At 59.7% G+C, this 20,709-nt stretch carries 18 protein-coding genes; 3 read left to right on the top strand and 15 right to left on the bottom strand.

The features are described 5' to 3' along the window. Positions 1-43 precede the first annotated feature (43 nt). The 3 genes from BPSY_RS07505 to BPSY_RS07495 all read left to right on the top strand — a co-directional run bounded on the left by BPSY_RS07505 (position 44) and on the right by BPSY_RS07495 (position 2,984). On the top strand, positions 44-556 hold the full coding sequence (locus BPSY_RS07505; protein ID WP_051921835.1) for a class II glutamine amidotransferase: 513 nt from the start codon (positions 44-46) through the stop codon (positions 554-556). Between the two features lie 173 nt (positions 557-729). Next, complete coding sequence (locus tag BPSY_RS11150; protein WP_051921834.1) at positions 730-1,506, top strand: winged helix-turn-helix domain-containing protein; 777 nt, start codon at positions 730-732, stop codon at positions 1,504-1,506. Between the two features lie 2 nt (positions 1,507-1,508). Beyond that, the gene (locus BPSY_RS07495; protein WP_034886776.1) at positions 1,509-2,984 is read left to right on the top strand and encodes an MFS transporter; all 1,476 of its coding nucleotides are present in this window, start codon (positions 1,509-1,511) and stop codon (positions 2,982-2,984) included. A gap of 12 nt (positions 2,985-2,996) precedes the next feature. Here the strand turns inward: BPSY_RS07495 and tsaD are convergent, their stop codons facing one another. The 15 genes from tsaD to BPSY_RS07420 all read right to left on the bottom strand — a co-directional run bounded on the left by tsaD (position 2,997) and on the right by BPSY_RS07420 (position 20,653). Further along, complete coding sequence (gene tsaD / locus BPSY_RS07490; RefSeq protein WP_033497912.1) at positions 2,997-4,043, bottom strand: tRNA (adenosine(37)-N6)-threonylcarbamoyltransferase complex transferase subunit TsaD; 1,047 nt, start codon at positions 4,041-4,043, stop codon at positions 2,997-2,999. A gap of 68 nt (positions 4,044-4,111) precedes the next feature. Next, complete coding sequence (rimI, locus tag BPSY_RS07485) at positions 4,112-4,723, bottom strand: ribosomal protein S18-alanine N-acetyltransferase (RefSeq protein WP_081884341.1); 612 nt, start codon at positions 4,721-4,723, stop codon at positions 4,112-4,114. Next, on the bottom strand, positions 4,720-5,670 hold the full coding sequence (tsaB, locus tag BPSY_RS07480) for a tRNA (adenosine(37)-N6)-threonylcarbamoyltransferase complex dimerization subunit type 1 TsaB (protein ID WP_238556826.1): 951 nt from the start codon (positions 5,668-5,670) through the stop codon (positions 4,720-4,722). The genes rimI and tsaB overlap by 4 nt, the downstream gene beginning before the upstream one ends. Positions 5,671-5,713: 43 nt before the next feature. Continuing rightward, entirely contained in the window at positions 5,714-6,316 is a 603-nt protein-coding gene (gene tsaE / locus BPSY_RS07475) for a tRNA (adenosine(37)-N6)-threonylcarbamoyltransferase complex ATPase subunit type 1 TsaE (RefSeq protein WP_033497879.1), read from the bottom strand. Positions 6,317-6,345: 29 nt separating this feature from the next. Next, the gene (gene holA, locus BPSY_RS07470; protein ID WP_033497918.1) at positions 6,346-7,329 is read right to left on the bottom strand and encodes a DNA polymerase III subunit delta; all 984 of its coding nucleotides are present in this window, start codon (positions 7,327-7,329) and stop codon (positions 6,346-6,348) included. A 55-nt stretch (positions 7,330-7,384) separates the two neighbouring features. After that, positions 7,385-9,094 (bottom strand): ComEC/Rec2 family competence protein, encoded by a 1,710-nt coding sequence (locus BPSY_RS07465; RefSeq protein ID WP_052118909.1) that lies wholly within the window; start codon positions 9,092-9,094, stop codon positions 7,385-7,387. Positions 9,095-9,237: 143 nt separating this feature from the next. Then, positions 9,238-10,032, bottom strand: coding sequence for a ComEA family DNA-binding protein (locus tag BPSY_RS11145; RefSeq protein ID WP_051921832.1), 795 nt, complete (start codon positions 10,030-10,032; stop codon positions 9,238-9,240). A gap of 253 nt (positions 10,033-10,285) precedes the next feature. Next, entirely contained in the window at positions 10,286-13,246 is a 2,961-nt protein-coding gene (leuS, locus tag BPSY_RS07455) for a leucine--tRNA ligase (protein WP_034886839.1), read from the bottom strand. Positions 13,247-13,371: 125 nt separating this feature from the next. After that, positions 13,372-14,478 carry an amino acid ABC transporter permease gene (locus BPSY_RS07450; RefSeq protein ID WP_081884340.1) on the bottom strand — a complete coding sequence of 369 codons (1,107 nt, stop codon included), beginning with the start codon at positions 14,476-14,478 and terminating at the stop codon, positions 13,372-13,374. 15 nt (positions 14,479-14,493) lie between these two features. Beyond that, positions 14,494-15,171, bottom strand: a complete 678-nt coding sequence (locus tag BPSY_RS07445) for an amino acid ABC transporter permease (RefSeq protein ID WP_033497566.1) — start codon at positions 15,169-15,171, stop codon at positions 14,494-14,496. 109 nt (positions 15,172-15,280) lie between these two features. Further along, on the bottom strand, positions 15,281-16,138 hold the full coding sequence (locus tag BPSY_RS07440) for a glutamate ABC transporter substrate-binding protein (protein ID WP_051921831.1): 858 nt from the start codon (positions 16,136-16,138) through the stop codon (positions 15,281-15,283). A gap of 489 nt (positions 16,139-16,627) precedes the next feature. After that, positions 16,628-17,428 (bottom strand): amino acid ABC transporter ATP-binding protein, encoded by an 801-nt coding sequence (locus tag BPSY_RS07435; protein ID WP_033497564.1) that lies wholly within the window; start codon positions 17,426-17,428, stop codon positions 16,628-16,630. Positions 17,429-17,619: 191 nt separating this feature from the next. Beyond that, positions 17,620-18,570, bottom strand: coding sequence for a magnesium transporter CorA family protein (locus BPSY_RS07430; protein WP_033497583.1), 951 nt, complete (start codon positions 18,568-18,570; stop codon positions 17,620-17,622). A gap of 287 nt (positions 18,571-18,857) precedes the next feature. Continuing rightward, on the bottom strand, positions 18,858-19,688 hold the full coding sequence (locus tag BPSY_RS07425) for a DUF1287 domain-containing protein (RefSeq protein WP_051921830.1): 831 nt from the start codon (positions 19,686-19,688) through the stop codon (positions 18,858-18,860). Further along, entirely contained in the window at positions 19,688-20,653 is a 966-nt protein-coding gene (locus BPSY_RS07420; protein ID WP_238556825.1) for a D-2-hydroxyacid dehydrogenase, read from the bottom strand. Before BPSY_RS07420 ends, BPSY_RS07425 begins: the two co-directional genes overlap by 1 nt. Positions 20,654-20,709: the final 56 nt, after the last annotated feature.

The following is a 20,709-nucleotide window of genomic DNA, read 5'->3' as shown; positions in this document are numbered from 1 at the left end:
AGGTAGAGATATGTGCGTCATCATTACTGCGGAGGCGGGTAGCATGCCAAGTGTCATTCAGTTGGCGGCCATGAGCGCAATCAACCCCGATGGTGCAGGTATCGCATGGTATGACGGCACGGCTTTGCATCGCTACCGCAATCTGGATAACAACAAGACGCTCGGCAAGATACTCGGTGATTACCGGTACTTCACTTCCGTGCCATTCCTGCTGCATTTCAGGCATGCCACACATGGAGGCATACGCGAGACCAACACGCATCCCTTCCATTATGAAGTCGACGGTGAGCGCGGGTATATCGCGCATAATGGTGTTGCCGAGGGTTACACGAGCGGTCTGTACGGCTGCGACAGCCGGAATGTCATCCAGGCCTGGCAGGGGCATGCGGTGGATATCACCACCGGCGAGCAGGGCAAATTCGCCTCAATCAGCGAAAGCGGGGTCATCCGCTGGCACAACGGTCAGGAACTCGTAAGCGGCGCCACCGGGAATATCCTCGTCAGCAACCACAAGTGGGAGAAGGCCGTCAATCTCGTCCTTGACGAGGCTGCCTGAACAGAGGGCTTCAGCTTCCACTCCCGCGGAAGGCCTTGGTGCATGGATGCTGTGATGCGCTCTGCACCATGTTTGGCCGTCGAAACAGTATGTCACTCCGCTTCCAGTAACAAAAGCGACTCTATACAAAGATTCGTTTGCATAGATTTATTTGCAATGATATCTTTGCACTTATGGAAGAGCATGATTTCTCATCGAAGATAGATTCGATCACACCGAACCCTGAGCAGCTGCGTGCGCTCACACACCCGATACGACTGCGGCTGCTCGGCTTGCTCCGCATCGACGGGCCACAAACGGCAACCGATCTCGCGCACAGGACAGGGCTGAACACCGGTTCGACCAGCTACCACCTGAGAATGCTGGCGAAATACGGATTCATCGAAAAGGACGAGCAGCTTTCCGCAGGCAGGAAACTGGTCTGGCGCGCCTCGAACACATCGACGGTCACGAACACCCCCACGCGGCAGGAAGCGGACGCGGATGTCCAACTCGATGCCATGTATGGCTTCCAGCAGGTTGTTGCCGCCGAATATTCGCGTCAGATGATCGCAGCCACCGAACATTGGAGGACGCTCTCCCCCGAGTGGCAGGACGCTTCGACCCTGAGTGATTTTCCGATGCGGCTCACGGCACAGCAGGCGCACACGATCACGCATAAGATCGCGGCGTTGCTGCTGGACGAGATGCGGGATCATCCCCTGCACAGCGGCGAGCCCACCGGGCACAGCGAATCGGACACGGACATGGATGCCGACACCGAAGTCTTCACGATACAGCTCCTGGGCTTCCCTCTGATGGTTGCGATGCAGGATGAAGGCATCGCGAATGAAGGCATGGCGGATGAAGACCGTGCCGACCAGCACGGCGATGCCCAAGACAGCACTACCCGGCACGGCAAGGATCGAAGCGCCGGCGACGAGAATCTTCCCGAAGGCGAGGAAGGATGAGCATGGACGACCCCGACATCGTCACCGATGCAGCGGACATCATCGCACCCGGCCATCCGACCTCGGGCGGTTCCGCACAACATGCCGCCAGCAGGACTTCGTCGCGCACGCGCATCGTCGTGGCGGCTTGGCTCTGTTCTGATGTGGTGTCCTTGTTCGGTACCGCATTAAGCAGTCTCGCGGTCCCCTGGATGGTCCTCAACCTGACGCATAACACCGCTGCCACCGGTGTCGTCAGCGCAGTCCAACTGGGCACCCTGGTTCTGGCGAATCTGGTCTCCGGCCCGCTGATCGACAGGCTGGGACCCACGCGCATCTCGGTCTTCTGCGATTACGCGAGTGCATGTTTCATAGCGCTCATCCCACTGTTGTGGGCCCTGCATCTGTTCTCGATCCCCGCATTGATCGCGATTGTGGCCGTCGTCGGCGCCTTGCGTGGCCCATCGAATAGCGCCAAAAGCGTGCTCTCCCCGACCGTTGCCCAATTCGCGAAACAACCGATGGAAAGAATCACGGGTCTGTCCGGTACGACCGAACGTCTGGCGAGCACCATCGGATCCGCTGCGGGAGGTGTCATCATAGGTCTTGTCGGAGGACCTTATGCCTTGGCGTTCACGGCTTTGGGACTGATCATCGGCGCGACGCTCATCTCCTTCATCGTCCGTCCTGCGCTGCTGCCATTGCTCTCGACGTCTCAACCCGGTCACGGGGACGAGGCGGGGAGTCAGAAGACGCAGCACCGGACAACCCCGGTTCAGACGACACAGGCTCAGACAACACAGACTGAGGCATCATCCAAGCAGCATGCACGGCATATGCATACCGGGCTCACCCTGACTCATCTGCGCGCGGGCGTTTCGACGTATATGAGCGATATCGCCGATGGATGGAAGTCGCTGATCGCGATTCCCACCGTATTCGGACTCGCTCTGATTCCGGCCATCACGAATATGATAGATATCGCCTGGACCGATGTGCTCGCTCCCGCCTGGGTCATCTCACAGCATCACGGCTCGCAGACTCTTGGTCTGCTCTTCGCGGCGCTGACCTTCCCGGCCATCATCAGCAGTCTGCTGGCAACGATCCTCGCTTCCAGACTTCCGCGCTTCCCCGTGTTCATCGTGGGCTATCTGCTCGCGGGTGCCCCACGGTATATCGCCATGGCTATGAACGCACCGATGAATGTGGTCCTGATGACGATGGTCATAGGTGGCATAGGCTCGGGATTCCTCAATCCCATCCTCGGCGCGGTCCTGTATGAGAGGATGCCCGAGCAGTCACGCGGGAAAATCATCTCTCTCACCGGCGCCCTCACCTGGGGTCTGATGCCTATCGGATCGCTGATGGGAGGGTTCATGTCCCATCTCATCGGGCTGCAAAGCACTCTGGCCATTCTGGGAGTCATTTACTTCCTGGTGACGATGACACCTCTGGCCGTCCCGGCACTACGCGATTTCAAGAGGATCCAAACCCTGTGATCCTTGGATGATTCAGGGCATCACGATCTGGGTCAACGGCATCGCAGAGTCGATCGGGAAGTCAGCTGATGAGGGTGCGATGCCGGAGGCCAGCAGGTTCGAACCGAGCATGGCCACCATCGCACCGTTGTCGGTGCAGAGCGCGATTCTCGGGATGCGCACCTGCACACCTTCGCGCTCTCCCACCTGTTGCAGCTTCTCGCGCAACTGCGAATTCGCGGAGAATCCGCCACCGACGATCAGGGTGTCCGACCCGTATTGCGCGCAACCCGCCATCGCTTTTTCGGCCAGCACATCGGCCACTGAATCCGCAAGGGAGGCGCACACATCATCGACCGGAATGGCGTGCCCAGCGGCCTCTTCGCCCTCGATCCAACGTGCCACAGCCGTTTTGACGCCGGAGAAGCTGAAGTCGTATGGATGCTTGGCGGCTGATTTGCCTTGGGTGAGTCCTTTGGGCACACGGATGGCATGCGGGTCACCGGTGCGGGCGTGCTTATCGATATGCGGGCCGCCCGGATATGGGAAACCGAGCAGGCGTGCGATCTTGTCGAAGCACTCACCGGCCGCATCGTCCAGCGTGGTGCCGACAACATCCACATGCCGTGCCACATCACGCACATGGAGCAGGGAGGTATGACCTCCGGAGACGATCAGGGCCATCGTGTCTTCCGGAAAGGCACCGAATTGCAACTGGGTGACGGCGATGTGCCCGATGACATGATTGATGCCGTATATCGGTTTCTTCGCAGCCCATGCCAAGGATTTCGCCCCGGATACCCCGACTGCAAGGCATCCTGCCAGACCCGGTCCGGCGGATACGGCGATCGCATCCACATCGCTGAGATCAAGATTCGCATCCGCAAGCGCCTTGGATACGACCGGTACGAAGGATTCCGCATGGGCCCGCGATGCGATTTCGGGTATCACGCCACCGTAGCGTGCATGTTCCAGCATCGAGGAGGCGACCACATTGGAAATCAGACGTCCATCGCGGATAACGGCTGCGGCGGTCTCATCACAGGTGGATTCGATACCCAGCACCGTGATGCCGTGCATCCGTGTGTCCGCATCGAGAGTTTGCGTTTGGGAAGCTCCCGCTTCACCTGTTATCGCATCGCTCATCATCAATCCTTCCGCACCGCATCATTCATTGCCGTCATATTCCGCCCCGTCGGCGTATCCCCCTGCCGCGTGGCGTCCGTATCCGTCCCCACGGCATCAGCCTGAGCGGGACTCGGATGCCGCCTTGCCCCATCACTCTGGGGCAGTCTCCCGGCATAGGACATCGCTGCCCATTGAGCGATATCCAGGGACATGGTGTAGGCGTCCACGCCCTCGGGTTGATAGTAACGCTTTCGCAGGCCGATACGGAGGAAACCAAGTCGTGCATACATGCTGATCGCCGCTTCATTGTCGACGCGGACTTCAAGCAGCATCCGTCGGGCACCCTGTTGATGGGCCTGGCTCAGCAGATATTCGAGAAGATGAATCGCGATGCCCCGCCGCTGCCATCTTTTGGCGACGCCGATCGTCATGAGTTCCGCGTCATCGCCGTCATACCAGTAGCCGGCATATCCCCGGATCCCTCCTTCGGGCCCCTCGTCGACCAGATAGTTGCGGGCCGGCGCATTGATCTCCTGCCGCACCAGAGCCTCACTCCAGGCCCCCGGACCGAAGAGCTCGCGTTCGAGCTTCGCGATGGATGCGATGTCCTTTTCAAGCAGTGAGCGGATCATCGCAGCTCATCGCCTGTTGCTGCGGGCCGCTGGACGTCATGGTTCGCGTGGGCATCCGCGGGATGCTCAGGATGATGCAGAACCTGTTTCAGAGGTTTGGGCACCGAGACATCGGGTCTGCGCAGGTAGAGCGGCTCGGCAGGCAAGGCCTCTCCCCCCTCCATGCGTCGCACCGCGGCTTGGGCGAATATGGCGAGACCCTCCTCACCCTGATCCAACACCGATTGATCGATCACCCTGCCCACACTGAGCGCCGTTTGCCGTACCTGCTGGGCTGATGCTTCGGCATCAGGCTGCTGCATCGTCGCCCACACATCGCTGTAGCGTTGGGCGCCATGACCGACGATATCGATGACGAAGGCATCGGTATCGCCCGCTTCGGATTCCAGGCATGCGATGATCTTCCGGACGATGTCAGCCGGGAAATCGATGTCCATCGCCATCAGGACGCGCTCATCCATATACAGCGCGTAATACAACTGATGCCGGCGCGCATCGTTGACGGCCAGCGTCACATGCCTGACCCGACCATCCGATGACTGATGAAGCAGCCTGCGCATCCAGTCATGCTGGACTTCGAGGATATCCTGCCCCAGCAGTTCCGCACCACTCGCATAGGCTATGGCCTTCGCGGCCACGATGCCTGCACGAAGTCCCGTGAACGGGGCGGGGCCGACGCCGACGACGATGCGTCCGATCCGATCGGCTGCGACACCGGCATCCTGCATGGCCCGTGCGATATTCGGCTGCAACCGCTCCACATGCGAACGTGAATCACTCTCAACGATGGGTGTATGCCCAAGCACACCGACGGTCGAACCGAATGAGGTGTCGATGATCAGGGTGACCGTGTCTCCGTTCCCGCCAATCGGGGCATCGCCGTGTTGCTGCGCGTCGCCGGGCTCCTGCGTATGCCGCATCGTGTGACGTGTGTTCTGATCAGTCATTGCCCTGTCTCCCTGTGCGATACAAGCCTGGCGTCGGCACCCGTCATGCGATCTCACTGCGCATGCGCTCCAGTCGCTCCGCCCATGCAGAGCCTACTCCTGTAATCGATACGATGCGCGTCCCGGCACTGCTCAGTTCCGTATCCGCATCACCGCTCCGATGCTCCACAGGACGCTCTATGACGATTTCCAGCCGTTCCGGCGCCAGTGCAACGGCCATCTGCTGGCCCCACTCCATCAGCACCAGCGTATCGGCACCAGGACTTTCCAGTTCCTCATCCAGCCCGAGGGACTCAAGCTCATCAAGCAGTCTCGATGTGACATCCTCACCGGGTGCGAATTGCGTGCTGCCCAGGCGGTAGGCGTCAACATGAACCAGATGCGCCGGCGACCCATCCTCGAAACGGCCACTGAGCTCTCTGGCTATCGTGAAGGTCGGGGACACGATGGGGCCTTCCACGCCCAGTCCCGTGCCGAAGCCCTGGGCGAATGTGGTCTTACCGGCACCGAGAGGACCGGCGAGCAGCAACACGTCTCCCCCATGTACATAGCGCGCGATGGCACGGCCCACATCGCGCATCGCATCGGCTGTCGGCGCCTCGATCCTCACACTGCCACTGCTCTCAGAGTGGTCATCCACGTTCATCTGCCTCCATCATGTTCGCACTGCATCGATTATCTCGCCTGACGTCCTTTTACGCCAAGCAGTTCAATCGCGCTTTCCAGTGCGAATACCGGATCACCGCCGCTGCTCTTGCTTTGCTCATCGGCATCCGCGAGCGCCTCGATGCAACGACCAAGGCCCTGCGAGGTCCAGCCGGAAAGCTGCCTGCTTGCCGCCCTGATCTGCCAGGGGCTTGCCTTGGCCTCCGCCTGGGATATGCTTCCCGATTTGATGGCTGCCGCTTTGGCGATCATGCGGAGCTTCAACGCCAAAGCGCCGATCAGTGCGATTGGGGAGATGCCTTGTTCCACAGCCGACCGCATGGCGATGATTGCATCGGCGGTCCTGCCCTCCACAGCCCTGTCCGCCACCAGGAAACCTGTGACCTGGGGATTCGCCGTGAGATAGGTGTTCGCCGTATCAAGGCCGATCGGATTCTCATCGAAATCGAAACAGAGCTGATTGCACATGGCCGCCAGCTCACCGGTGTCATCGCCGAGCACGTTGACGAGTTGCTGGGCTGCCGCGGCTTCGATTCTTCGCCCGTTGCGCTCCATCATGGCGTATACGAAGTTGATCTTCGCATCGAACTTCTTCAGATCAGGTATGTTCTGCCTGTCCGCACCCGCTTTGACCAGCTTGTCCAGCAGCCGTTTGCCTTTCTGCCCGCCTTCATGCTGGCAGATCACCAGACTGGCCTGTTCCCCGTTTCCGTTGTTCTGCTTGCAGTAGGCTTCCATCGCCGCACCGAGTCTGTCATCGGCACGTTCCAGATGGGTCATCACCACGATGGAGCTTTCACTGAGCAGTGAGGGTCCTACGGCCTCATCAAAGGCGTAGGCATCGCAATCCGAGGCGTCGAGTTCGATCAATTCGGCATCCGGCCTGTTTGCGCACGCCGCGTTGCGCAGATCATGCATGCACTGCGCATTGAGGAATGCATCCCCTCCGACCACAAGCGTGAATGGTGCCTGTACCGACCGTGACTTTGCCATAACCTCCAATTTCGCGTCCGTACTGGACAATGCCTGCCATCGCAAGAGGCATCCTTCAATCCCCGCCGAGCCCGAACATCTCCTTGCTCTCACGCCACCAGAAGCGCAGCGCATCCAGCCGACGGGGTTGGTAAGGCACGCCATCGGCCCCTGGGTCATCACCTCCGCCCCGCATCCTTCGTGCGACGGAGCAGGCGATGAGCAATAGCATCTCCATCAGGAACACCGAAAGGGCGCCGACCCACCCCTGCACCCAGGGAAGCATCGCATACGGGCTGTTGCCGATCCATGTGGCACAATCCTCCATCAGTGAGGTGCCGCACGAAGCGAGCCATGCCAGGTGATACGAGAGCTGCGGCGCGCACCAGGCGAGGGCGAGTGAGAGCAGACCGCAGACCGTCGCCGCGCTGACCACCGGGGTCACCAGCAGGTTGGCGGGTACCGACAGCAGAGGCAGCTTCGGATCGATCAGGAGTTGAATCGGCAGTGTGAGCAATTGCGCGCTTATGGTGACCGCAAGCGCCTTCGCGATCGGAGCGGGCAGCATCGCATGCAGCATCTTCATGGTCGGGCCCGACCATAATGCGATGCCCAGCACCGCCGCACACGACAGCGCGAAACCGTAGCTATGAGCCAAACGAGGGTGCAGCAGCAGCATCACGATGACGGCCCACGACAGTTGGCTGATCGTCTGCCGGGGTCGTCCCAGCATCAGGGAGCATGCCCCGAGCAGACTCATGGCGAAAGCACGGTCCACGGCGGCCGAAGGATAGACGCACAGGCCCAGGGCCAGTGACGCGATCGCGGTGGCGCATGCGATGAGTACGCGATGCATACGCAGTGTTCGCGCCATGGAGATGACTGCGGACTCCAGAAGCAGGAAGTGGCCTCCTGACACGACCATCAGATGGATGATGCCCGAACGCCGGAAATCCTCCTTGATTCCCTCCGCATAGGCCGGGTCCACGATCGCCGCCCCCGGCATGGCACCGCCGCCGTCAATGGCTTCCTGTCCCAGAACCCCCAGCGTCAAACCGGGCACCAGCACCCTCCCCTGCTCCCCCAGTCGTGCCGTCACGGCAAGAAAACGCCGCTGCATCAGCGTGATGGCCCGTTTCCATCCGGGAGCCTGCACCACCAGGCGGGGAGCCGGAGCCCGGTCATCCACGGCCAGTGTGAACCACAGCTCCTTCGAGTAGGAGGAATGGCTGAGCTTCCCGGTCAATCGATAGACCGCGCCGCTTTGCAACATACAGCCCGGCCCCGATGCGAAGAGCGTCGCCTCCGCCGAGGATGGCGTGGCCGACTCTGCTGATCGCAGGGACCGTATCCGTATGCTCATCATGCAATCACTGCCACGGAAGGTGCAGGACACGGCAGGAGACAGTACCTCGGCTACGATCTCGACCCTTCCGGCCCGCTCCGAGGCCATCACGGAAGCAGCGTCACCACGTGACACCGTCTCATCGGCGATGGCGCTCAGAGCCGCCGCACCGCCTGCGACGAACATCAGCAGCAGCATCGGCAGGCACCGTCTCAACGGTGCCGATGCACCGCCGACATATGCGGCGTGGCCCTTCCCCACGGTTGATCGGTGACGTGCGGCGGCGCACCGGGTGAAGAGCACTGTGTCGAAAAGCACTGTGGCTACAAGCATGGTGACCAGCAGCACCACGACCACGACTATCGTGGCGAATACGACAGGCGGCATCTCCGTCGGCGCCGTACTCGCATCGAGGATCCTCGGAGCGGATAACGCACCCACCCACGCCGCGCATGCTAGCGGCATCATTCTCAGGTCGCGGCTGCCCCTCTCACGCCCATCGGCGCACACCATACGAATGGACGGATCGCTCCGCGACTGCCGCGGCCGCCGTGTATGCCGTGTATGCCACGTATGCCCTGTCATCATTGCACGGTCAGGTGGGGTCGTAGTTTTTCGAGGGTTTTGACCCCGATACCTTGCACATCGAGCAGCTGATCCACGCTGTGGAATCTGCCGATGGTGCTGCGATAGGCCACGATCTTCTCGGCTGTGACCGGCCCGATGCCTTTGATCGTGGTCAGATCCGCGCTGCTTGCCGTATTGAGGTCGATCAGCGCCGACGTATGCGAAGCCTCCACGGAGGGCGCTGCAGGAACCTCATCGGATGGTTGCGCGGAGGAGTCAGCCGAAGGTTCCCCGGAAGGCGAGCCCGGATCCGAGGGGGTGGTGCCCGGATCCGGGTGCATCTCGGTCTGTGACGGGCTTTCCCGGCTTTTGGCGAGGGTCCATGATTGGCGTTCGAAGGCCGCGTAATTCCTCGCCTGCTGGATCAGCAGGGTCAGGCTTGCACATAATGCGGCCACCAGAATGAGGATGACGATCAGGGCATGGCCGATACCGAAATGAAGACGGGCCTCGTCCCTGACGCGAGGCGTTCTCCTTGCACCACCGTTTTCCCCGGACAGGGCATCACCCTGCGTTCCGAGGCCATCACCGTCACGACCGTGGCCATCCGCCTGGGCGAGCAGCTCCGCAAGACCCGGTGGATGGCCCACCGCAAACCCCAGTGGATGGTCCCCAGCGTGGTCCAGCGTGTGGCCCTTCTGAAGTCCCACCTGCCCCGCATCGAAGGCATCGCCGCCGGATGCGGAAGGACGCCGACCGTCTCCCTCGGCAGCGTCCGAGTCGGGTCCTTCGATCGCTGCTCTATCAAGCATCCTGAGTCGTTCCACCGTGGTTGTCATCGCATCAGGATGGCACCGCCTTGCCGGGTGCCATGACGGCAATCGGCTGGTGTGGTCGAATGTGCGGCAACGATGAGTGATGGCGTTTCACACAGCCCGGATATGACGACTGCCCCACCGGAATGCTTCACGGACCTTGTGGAGTCCGTTTCCATCCCTGGTGGAGCAGGTGTCACTGCGTGCCGCGTCGCTTTGGGCGGTGGCGGCATCTATCGGCTGGGAGCCCTCAGACCCCGGGAACCACAGACACGATTCGAGGCGCCTTCACGATGACCTTGCGAGGCGGCTTGCCGCCGAGCCTTTCCTGCACGGCGGGAAGGGCGAGGGCGAGGGTCTCCAGTTCCTTCGGATCGATATCCGGGCTCACCTCAAGCTTGCCGCGGATCTTTCCCTTGACCTGCACCACGGCGGTCACGGTGTCCTGTCCGAGGTATTGCTCGTCATAGCGCGGCCAGTCGGCGTGCGCGAGCGAATCCTCATGACCCAGCTTCGCCCACAGTTCCTCGCTGATATGCGGCGCGACGGGTGCGAGCATCAGGATCAAGGGCTCGACCACGCTACGCGGGACGGATGGCAGCGATGTGAGATGGTTGTTCAGCACGATCAGCTTGGAGATGGCCGTATTGGGACGCATCGCCTCCATCTCCTCGGTCACGTCATGGATGGTGTTGTTCAGGAGTTTCAGCGTCTTCTCATCCGGAACATCATCGCTGACGACCAGCTCACCGCTGCCTTCGTCGATCACATTGCGCCACAAGCGTTGCAGGAAGCGCATACCGCCGATCACATTGCGCGTGTTCCACGGACGGGACTCGGCCAGAGGCCCCATGCTCATCTCATAGAGACGGAAGGTATCCGCACCATAGGTGTCATACATATCATCAGGTGTGATGATGTTCTTCAGACTCTTGCCCATTTTGCCGAATTCGCGGTTGACCTTCTCACCCTCGTAGATGAAACCGCCATCCTTCTCCTCGACCTCGGCGGCCGGGACGTACTGCCCACGCTCATCCGTGTAGGCGTATGCCTGGATCATTCCCTGGTTGAACAACTTGTGGAAAGGCTCCTTCGAGCTGACGAAGCCGAGATCGTAGAGCACCTTGTGCCAGAAACGCGAATACAGGAGGTGGAGCACGGCATGCTCGACGCCACCGACGTAGAGGTCCACGCCTCCCGAGGTACCCGCCGTGTCGTTGTGCTGCGGTCCGAGCCAGTAGTCGAACTCGTTGGATTCGACCATATGCTGCTGATCGGCCGGGTCGATGTACCGCATGTAATACCAGCATGAACCGGCCCAATTCGGCATCGTATTGGTGTCACGATGATATTTGCGCGGGCCATCCCCCAGATCCAGCGTGACCTCGACCCAGTCGTCATTGCGGCTGAGAGGAGCCTCCGGATTGCTGTCCGCGTTGTTGGGATCGTAGGTCTTCGGGCTGTAATCAGGGACTTCCGGCAGGTTCACGGGAAGCTGGTCGTCAGGGATCAGATGCGGGAGGCCTTCCTCGTCATAGACGACGGGGAAGGGCTCGCCCCAATAGCGCTGACGTGAGAACAGCCAATCACGCAGACGGTAAGAGGTTTTGCCGGTGCCGACCTTGGCCTCTTCAAGCCATTGCGTGACCTTGGCGATTGCGGCATCCACACGAAGGCCGTCGAGGCTCAACGCGTCACCCAATACCTTGGTGTGTTCAACGGAGGAATTGATCACGATGCCGTCGTGCGACACGAAAGGCGCGGTGCCCTCGTATGATTCCAGCTTCTCCTCCGCGCCCTCCAGCGGTTTGACGGTATAGATCACCGGCAGACCGTATTTGACCGCGAAATCATAATCACGCTGATCGCCGCCGGGAACCGCCATGATCGCGCCGGTACCATAGCCCATCAGCACATAGTCGGCCGTGAAGACCGGGAGTTTGGCGCCGGTGATCGGGTTGGTCGCGTACAAACCGGTGAAGAGGCCCGTCTTCTCCCCTGCCTCGTCCACACGGTCCTTGGCGGTTTTGGATTCGGAAGCGCGCCTGTATTCCTTGACCGCCTCCCGGGGATTCGCGTAGCCGCCCTTCCAGGATTCCGGGATATCAGCCGGCCATTGCTCCGGAATCGCATCAAGGAGCCTGTGCTCCGGGGACACCACCGCGAAGGTGGTGCCGAACAGGGTATCCGGGCGAGTGGTATAGACTTCCATATCCTTCTCGCCATCGGCGGTCTCGACCGAGAAATGCACCGAGGCTCCGTGGGATTCACCGATCCAGTTGCGTTGCATCAGCTTGACCTTCTCGGGCCAATCAAGCTCATCAAGGTCATTGATCAGGCGGTGCCCATAAGCCGTGATGCGCATCGACCACTGTTTGAGTTCACGTTGGAACACCGGGAAGTTGCCACGCTCCGAACGCCCCTCGGCGGTGACCTCCTCGTTGGCGAGCACCGTACCGAGTCCCGGGCACCAGTTGACCGGGGATTTGGAGATGTAGGCGAGACGGAAATCGTTGAGCACCTCGGACTGCTCGGCTGCGCTCAGCGCTTCCCACGATTCGTGGTCATGCCCGGGGATCTGCTTCGACCCGGTGGAGAAAGCCTCGATGAGCTCGCTGATCGGGCGTGCGGAACCGACTCCCCCATCCTCGCGCTTGAATTCGGGGTCATACCAGGAGTCGTAGATGCGGGAGAAAATCCACTGCGTCCAACGGACGTAGCCGGGGTCGATGGTCGCGAAGGAGCGTCGGTCATCGAAGCTGAGACCCATGCGGTGCAGCTGGCGGCGCATATTGGCGATGTTCTGCTCGGTGGTGATGCGGGGATGCTGCCCCGTCTGCACTGCATACTGCTCCGCCGGCAGACCGAAGGCGTCATATCCCATCGCGTGAAGCACATTCTCGCCCTTCATGCGGTGATAGCGGCTCACCACGTCGGTGGCGATGTAGCCCAGAGGATGTCCTACATGCAGTCCTTTGCCGGAGGGATACGGGAACATATCGATGACGAAGTACGGATCGCGCTTATCCGCGTGCTTTCCTGCCCCATCAACCAGATCTCCGCCCACATTGGCAGCCCAGAAGGTCCCCTGACCTTCCCATGTCTTCTGCCATTTTTCCTCTATGAGTTGCGCCATATCGGCGTTGTAGCGAAATTGCGGTTCTTCGATTGCCTCGGCATGCGACGCTGTGCTGTTTTCGTTGGAATGCATATGGTGCATTATCGCTATTCGCTTGGACACTGCCGCGTATTCATCGGCGATATCTCAGCATATGACAATCAAGGGGACGCCCCCGAATAGACGTCCCCTTGATCGCACAGGCCTGTACAGCGCTGTCACCACTTGTTGTGTTTGTTCACCGGATGGTTCGGATCATGTCCATGTTCGAAATGGCTGCCTTTCCACTTGCCCGCCACGGCGTTCGAACCGTGATAGTGGTCATGGAAGGGCTGTTCCGCACCATTGAAGGGCAATTCGCGTTCGCCGGCACGTTCGATCATGCTGGTGTTGGACGGATCCATGATCGCGATCGGTGCCTGGACCGGCTCGATGGTGATGCCGGTGGTCCTGCGACGCATGCGTCGTGGGAGCGATTCGGCCAGACGGGACAGCAGGTAGCTGAAGATGAAGTAGATCACCGCCGCCACGACGAGGGTCTGCAGCATGTTGAAGTTGGCGGAACCGAGACGTCGTGATTCCTGAAGCAGATCGGTGTAGGTGATGATCGAACCAAGCGCCGTATCCTTCAGCACGACGACCAGCTGTGTGATCAGGGCCGGAAGCATGGCGATCAGAGCCTGGGGAACCTCAACCGAGAGCAGGGAACGCAGCGGGCTCATACCCAACGCCAAAGCGGCCTCGCGCTGCCCGTTGGGCAGATTGCCGACGCCCGAGCGGACCAGCTCGGCCACCACGGAACCGTTGTAGAGAATCAGACCGACGACAACGGCCAGGAAAGCCGCATTGTCGCTGATGCCCATAGCCGAGAATCCCCGCCACAGGAAGATCATGAACAGCAGCACCGGTACGGCCCTGCAGAATTCCACGATGATTGAGGAGATCCACCTGATGGGCGCGAAGCCGAGCAGACGTCCGATACCGAAAATCACACCGAAGAACACGGAACCGATTATCGCCACGACCGAAGCCTCCAAGGTCTGCAAGAGACCAGGCAGATAGAAGTCCTTCCACGCTTCGGCGTTCAACGCGGGCTTCCACAGGCTCCAACTCAGCTGGTTCTGCCCCTGTGGAGGGTTGGCGAGCCGCGACAGCACCGCTATCGCCAGCACGACGATGAAGGCGAGACCGATGAGGTTGATGAACAGGATGCGTCGCTTGGACTTTGGCCCCGGTTCGTCGAAGAGGACCGATGCCTCGTTCAGCTTGCGCTTCTTCACTCGCTTCACCTTGGGTGCAGCAGGGGATGTTGTGCTTGTACTCATGATGTCTCCCTCTTCCTACCTGCGTACCGCGAGTTTGTTGGACAGCCAGGTGGTGATCAGGCCGATGGGAATGATCATGATGACGTATCCGATGGCGAAGATCAGGAAGATCGTCACTATCTTGGAGGCGTCGTTCTCGATCATCGAGCTCATCAGGCTTGACGTTTCCGAACTGACGGAAGCCGCGGCGGCGACCGTCGAATTCTTGAGCAGCGCGATCAAGGTGTTGCCCAGAGGAGCCACGGAACCTCTGAAAGCCTGCGGGAGGATCACGATTCTGGCGGATTGCATGAATCCCAGACCGAGGGAGCGTGCTGCCTCTGCCTGCCCGAGCGGGACGGTGTTGATACCCGATCTCAGGGATTCGCATACGAAGGCCGAGGTGTACATGGAAAGCCCGCAGACCGCCAGCCAGAAGAAGTTCGTATCGAAGTTGTCCGAGAACTGGAACTTCAACTGACCGAACACGCCGAGCACCATGAAGACCATGATGATGGTCAGAGGCATGTTCTTGAAGAACTCGACAAAACCGGACGCGAGACCCCTCAGGCTCGACACAGGGCATATGCGCATCATGACGAGCACGATGCCGAGCACCAGCGAGAACAGCGCGCTCCATAACGTGAGTTCGATGTTCACTTTGAATGCACCGAACACATCGTAGGTGGAGAACAATGTCATAAATTCAGACATGTTTCCTCTTTTCTTTGTTCATCTTCAAAATCGGTCTGAAACTGCGCGGTCACCGATGGTCGCATCGAATCATGCCCGACGATGCGACGATCGGTGTGCCGAATCGCTATCAGAAGTCCTGCGTGCTGGAGGCGGCGTCGAAGGCCGTCGGCGGATTGTACTTCGAGTTGGCCTTGTAGCCGGTCCCCTTGGTGGCGCTGTCGAGTGCCTTCTGCCAGGAACCGTCCTCCTCCATCTCCTTGAGTGCGGCGTTGATCTTCTTCACCAGCGTGGTGTCGCCCTTCTTGACACCGATGCCGTAGCGTTCCTGGGTGAATGGCTTGCCGACCACCTTCAGCTGGCCGTCGCCCTTGGCCGCGGCGAGTCCCGCGAGGATGATGTCATCGGTGGTGACGGCATCGACCGTGCCGGAGATCAGAGCGGTGACGCACTCGGCGTAGCCGCTTTGCTCCATGAGCTGGACCTTGCTCGCGTAGTGGTCCTTGATGTTCTGAGCGGATGTGGAGCCGGTGACGGAACAGAGTTTCTTGCCGTCAAGCGAGCCCGGTCCCTTGATGGCGGTGTCGTTGGAACGAACCAGAAGATCCTGGCCTGCGACGAAATACGGCCCTGCGAAATCGACGACCTTCTTGCGGTCATCGGAAATCGAATAGGTGGCGATAACCATATTGACATCGCCGTTCTGGATCAAGGTTTCACGCTGCTTGGAAGGGGCTTCCTTCCATTCGATCTGGTTCTCGGAATACCCGAGCTTCTTCGCCACGTATTTGGCGACATCAACATCGAATCCGGTGTAGGTGTTGCCCTGCTTGTAGCCGAGTCCCGGCTGATCGAATTTGATGCCGATCTTGATCTTCGGACCATCGGCGCTGCTTGCGCTGTCGGCTGAGCCACCGCACGAGGCGAGTGATGCCAGGCTCGCAACCGCCACAGCAGCGGCCAGAGCCTTCTTGAATACTGATTTCATAGTGATTCCTCTCTCTTCCCACCAAATGCGGGACAAACGCCCGACAGAGCATATTCGACGGGGCATTTCATTGCTGTCCGCCGCATTGATGCTTGTCCCTTCACGTTTTCCCGCACTCAATGATGACTCGATGTTGTTACCCGCTGATGTCCTATATCAGCGGCGCATACCCGAAATCGCAGCTTCCGCGGCTGATATGAGCAGCGAAAGAACTGATCGGTGGTGCAAGTACTCGAGCACAGGGTGCAACGCCCACTCTGTGTCGCCATATGCAATGATGTGCCGTCACCAGCGTGGCGGTCGCCCCATCCCCCTTCGACGTCCACAGAGTGGAAAGCACGCCGAAATATTCATCTATTGTAATCTCCGTTGCTTGGAACGGATATCCGGTCTGCACCCGGACGCTGTTGCGCGCCCACAGCCGGATTGCATCGTATGCCTCATTCGGGGGGCGGATCGTGTCTTCGGCCCGAAGCGGCCTGATTGCTTTTAGTGATCCAGAATCTTGCCGAGGAAGTCCTTGGCACGTTCCGTCTTGGTGTGCTCGAAGAACTCTTCTGGAGTGCCCTCTTCGAGAATCTCACCATCGGCCATGAATACCACACGATTCGCGGCCTGACGGGCGAAGCCCATCTCGTGCGTCACCACGATCATGGTCATGCCCTCTTTGGCAAGGTCGACCATGACGTCAAGAACCTCGTTGATCATCTCAGGGTCGAGTGCGCTTGTAGGCTCATCGAACAGCATCACCTTGGGATGCATCGCCAGGGAACGGGCGATGGCGACGCGCTGCTGCTGTCCACCTGAAAGCTGTGCCGGCAACTTCTTGGCCTGCGAATCCACACCCACACGGGCGAGCAGTTCCATGGCCTCCTTGTCGGCCTGGTCCTTGCTGATACGACGGACCTTGCGCGGGGCAAGGGTCACATTGTCAAGAATCGACTTGTGCGCGAAGAGGTTGAAGGACTGGAACACCATGCCGACCTCGGCGCGCAATCTGGTCAGATCCTTGCCCTCCTGCGGCAATGGCTCACCATCGATGCGAATAACACCCGAATCTATCGCCTCAAGCCTGTTGATCGTTCTGCACAAGGTGGACTTACCGGAGCCGGAAGGCCCGATGATGACGAGAACCTCGCCTTTGGTGACCTTGAGGTTGATGTCTTTGAGCACATGCAAATCGCCGAAGTACTTGTCGACGTGGCTTACCTCCACAAGAGGATTGTCTGCGTGCCCCGCAGCCTTGCTATCCCCACTCTTCACGGCAGCAGACACTGAGCTTTCTGTCATAGCTGAGTGTTCCTTTCTCTTGGACGAATGCCCCTTACGTGGAATGTAATCGTTCCCCGTCTTTCGCATTAACCTAACACAGCATTGTAAACATGGGTAGGGAATGGCTCATTTGCCAGTGCTCTGCGGACTGTGCCGATGCGGATCGCGAGGGTGGTCGCAGAGCCCCGTGGCACCGGTCCGGCGGGTGGCTACTTGAAGAGCTTCGATCTGGTCAGGAACCAGGTCACCAGGATGGAGATCAGCATCGAAATGATGATGATCGCGACGAAGCCCCACGGCTTGTCCGTAAGCGGCATCCCCGACATGCCGTTCTGGAAGTTCATGCCGTACATCGAGAAGATCAGGGTTGGAATGGAAAGGGTGATGGAGATGATCGTGAAGATCCTCATGACGTTGCTCACGTTGTTCGACACGATGGATGCGAAGGCATCGGTCATGTTCGCAAGAACGCCCGAATAGATGTTCGCCATCTCGATGGCCTGCTTGTTCTCGGTGATCACGTCGCCAAGCAGATCCTCGTCATCCGGATACTGCCGGATGCGGTCGAGGCTGGTGAGTTTCTCCAACACGATCTCGTTGGACTTCAAGCTGGTAGCGAAATAGACCAAGGTCTTGCTGAGCTCGAGCAGCATCACGATTTCGCGGTTCTGCATCGAATGACGCAGTTTGAGTTCCAACTTATCCGATTCGCGGTCGATGATGCGCAGGTAGCGCAGGTAGGTGGTCGCGTTCCGGTACAGGATCTGAAGGATGAAGCGGGATTTCATGAAGGTGTTGAAACCTCTGATCGTCCCCTCCATGAAGGGGTGCAGCACAGGGGTGTCCTGCATGCACACCGTGATGATCAGGCCTTCGGTCACGATGATCGACAACGGGATCGTCTCGTACCAGTCACGTCCCCCACGCTGTTCGACGGTCGGGATATCGACGATGACCATCGTGTATCCGTCCTCGACATCGACGCGCGAGCGTTCCTCATCATCAAGAGGTGCGCGCAGATCGGCGAGATCGACGCCGGTCGTCTGCGAGACATTGGCAAGTTCGACATCTGAAGGTTCGCTCAGGCATAACCATGCGCCGGTTTCCGGTTTTTCGATTTGTTCAATCTGTCCATTGATGGTGCTGAATACCCTCATCATCGTTCTCACCTGCCCTCGTGGCTGATTCTGCGTATCGAAACGCATTGGCTTAAAACGGGCCGCGATAGGGGTAACTGTGTTGAAAAATTGGCCCCCGCAACCTCAATAAGGATAGTCCACCGTTGGACATGACGGCGTGCTCGCCCGGTATCAATGAGCCTTCCGTGAAGGGATGACCGGCCATAAGAGCCTGAATCCCGGGAATCGGCAGCAGGATGATTCATGGCGTAGCGCTGCGAACACGCCGACCGTCCTTGTGACAGGGCTTCGTGCCCACTGATGGGCCTTCAGGACTGCTTCCATGCCAGGCGAAGCGATGCCGGAAGTTTGCTCGGTTCGAAGCGCAGATGGGCGGTTATCGGACGATGGCTGGCGAAACTCAGATAGTCGTTCTCCCTGTGCTGCTGGCCCATATTGTGCAGGAGCAGCGGTATCCCCTGCTTGTCGCGGTTCTCGGAAACGATGCCGATATGCCAGGTGCGGTCGAATACGACGAGATCGCCCTGCTGCCACTGGTCATGTTGCGAGACATCGGTCGTCAGGCTGTCACCATAGCGGGTGAAGAACACGGAGAGCACACCCACCCGGCGGAAGTCGATATTGGGATCAGGCGTGCTGACAACCGACGCATAAGCCTGCGGATCCTGCGCTATGTCCTTGTCGACCATGCCTTTGAGATCGTAACCGGCATTGGCGAAGGCATGCCACACCATATCGGTGCATGCCCCTCGGTCGGCGGGCGGATATCCCCCCTGGTAATAGCCATCGTCGTAGGTGGGTTTCTCCCGAGCCTGCTCATGTGCGCCCGCGACGATATCGCTGTAATCGTCGATGCCGTCCTTGTCGAAATCGCTGGAGCTGGTCAGCAGAGGCGATTTGGCGCCGGAGCCCGCCACCGCGTTTTCGGCAGTGCTGTTCCCGGCATTCACTTTGGAGGATTTCAGGCTGTGCATCGCATATGCGGCAGCGCTGAGTCCCAGTATCGCGGCGACGGAGAACACGAGGATCTTCCGCAGTATGTGGTGCCCTGGTGCCGGCTCCTCCGGCACCACCGGCTGTTCCTGGAACCATTCCCCGATCTGAGGGGCTTTCCCGTCCTCGCCGTGATCAGTCATCATCAACGCATCCTGTTGAGGAGGTCTTCGCCGCGGACGTATCGTCGCACATTCTCAAGCGCGATGTCGATGATGCGATCCGCCGTCTGCTTCAGATGCGTGCCACCAGCGACATGCGGCGTGATCAGGCATCGGGATTCATTCCAAAGCGGGTGCTCCGCGGGCAGCGGTTCCGGATCGGTCACATCAAGACCAGCGGAGGAGATGCGCTGCTCATGCAGGGCCGCGGCCAAAGCGTCGCAGTCGATCGCATCGCCCCTTCCCGCATTGATCACCATCGCATCCGACTTCATCAGACGCAGACGGCTTTCATCGATGATATGACGGGTCTCGGGAGTCGACGGCAAGGCGAGCGCGATCACATCGGCCGCACCGAGCAGGGTGTCGAGTTCCTCGAAAGCATGCATCTCGTCGATGCCTTCGACCTGTTTCCCGGCATCACGCCGCACGCCGACGGTGTGGGCGCCACAGGCCTTGCACAGACGCGCGAAGTGGGCTCCGATGTCCCCGGTGCCGAGCACCAGTACCGTGGCTCCATCAGGTGATTGCACCCGCCCCAGCGGCGACCATTGATGCTCCCTCTGCAGATCCCTATATGATGGCAGATTCTTCATCAGAGCCATCATCATCGCGAAGAGATGCTCGGAAACCGCCAGTCCATAGGCTCCTGAAGCGCTGCTGACCTTGACCCCGGGCGCAAGCACACCCTCCTTGAGGTATGCATCCACACCCGCGCTGAAGGTCTGCAACCATTCGAGTGAGGTGCAGTCCCGGATCTGCTCGATAGGAACGTTGCCGATGATGGCGCTTGCGGATTCCCTGAGATTCTCGGGAATGCTCGCCTTCCAGTTCATGCCTTCGCGTGAGGAGCCGTCCACGACGAATTCCTGGCGGACATCCCCTGCGGCGAGTATGAAACGCTGACGTTCCTCTTCGTTCAATGGCAGACAGTTTACGATACAGGTCACGATTCTTGCTCCATCCCCTTGAGACGCGGTCATAGTGGCGTATCTTCATTTCCATT

It is taken from the genome of Bifidobacterium psychraerophilum (assembly GCF_000741705.1).
GTDB lineage: Bacteria > Actinomycetota > Actinomycetes > Actinomycetales > Bifidobacteriaceae > Bombiscardovia > Bombiscardovia psychraerophila.
This window is presented reverse-complemented; position numbering and strand designations above follow the sequence as displayed.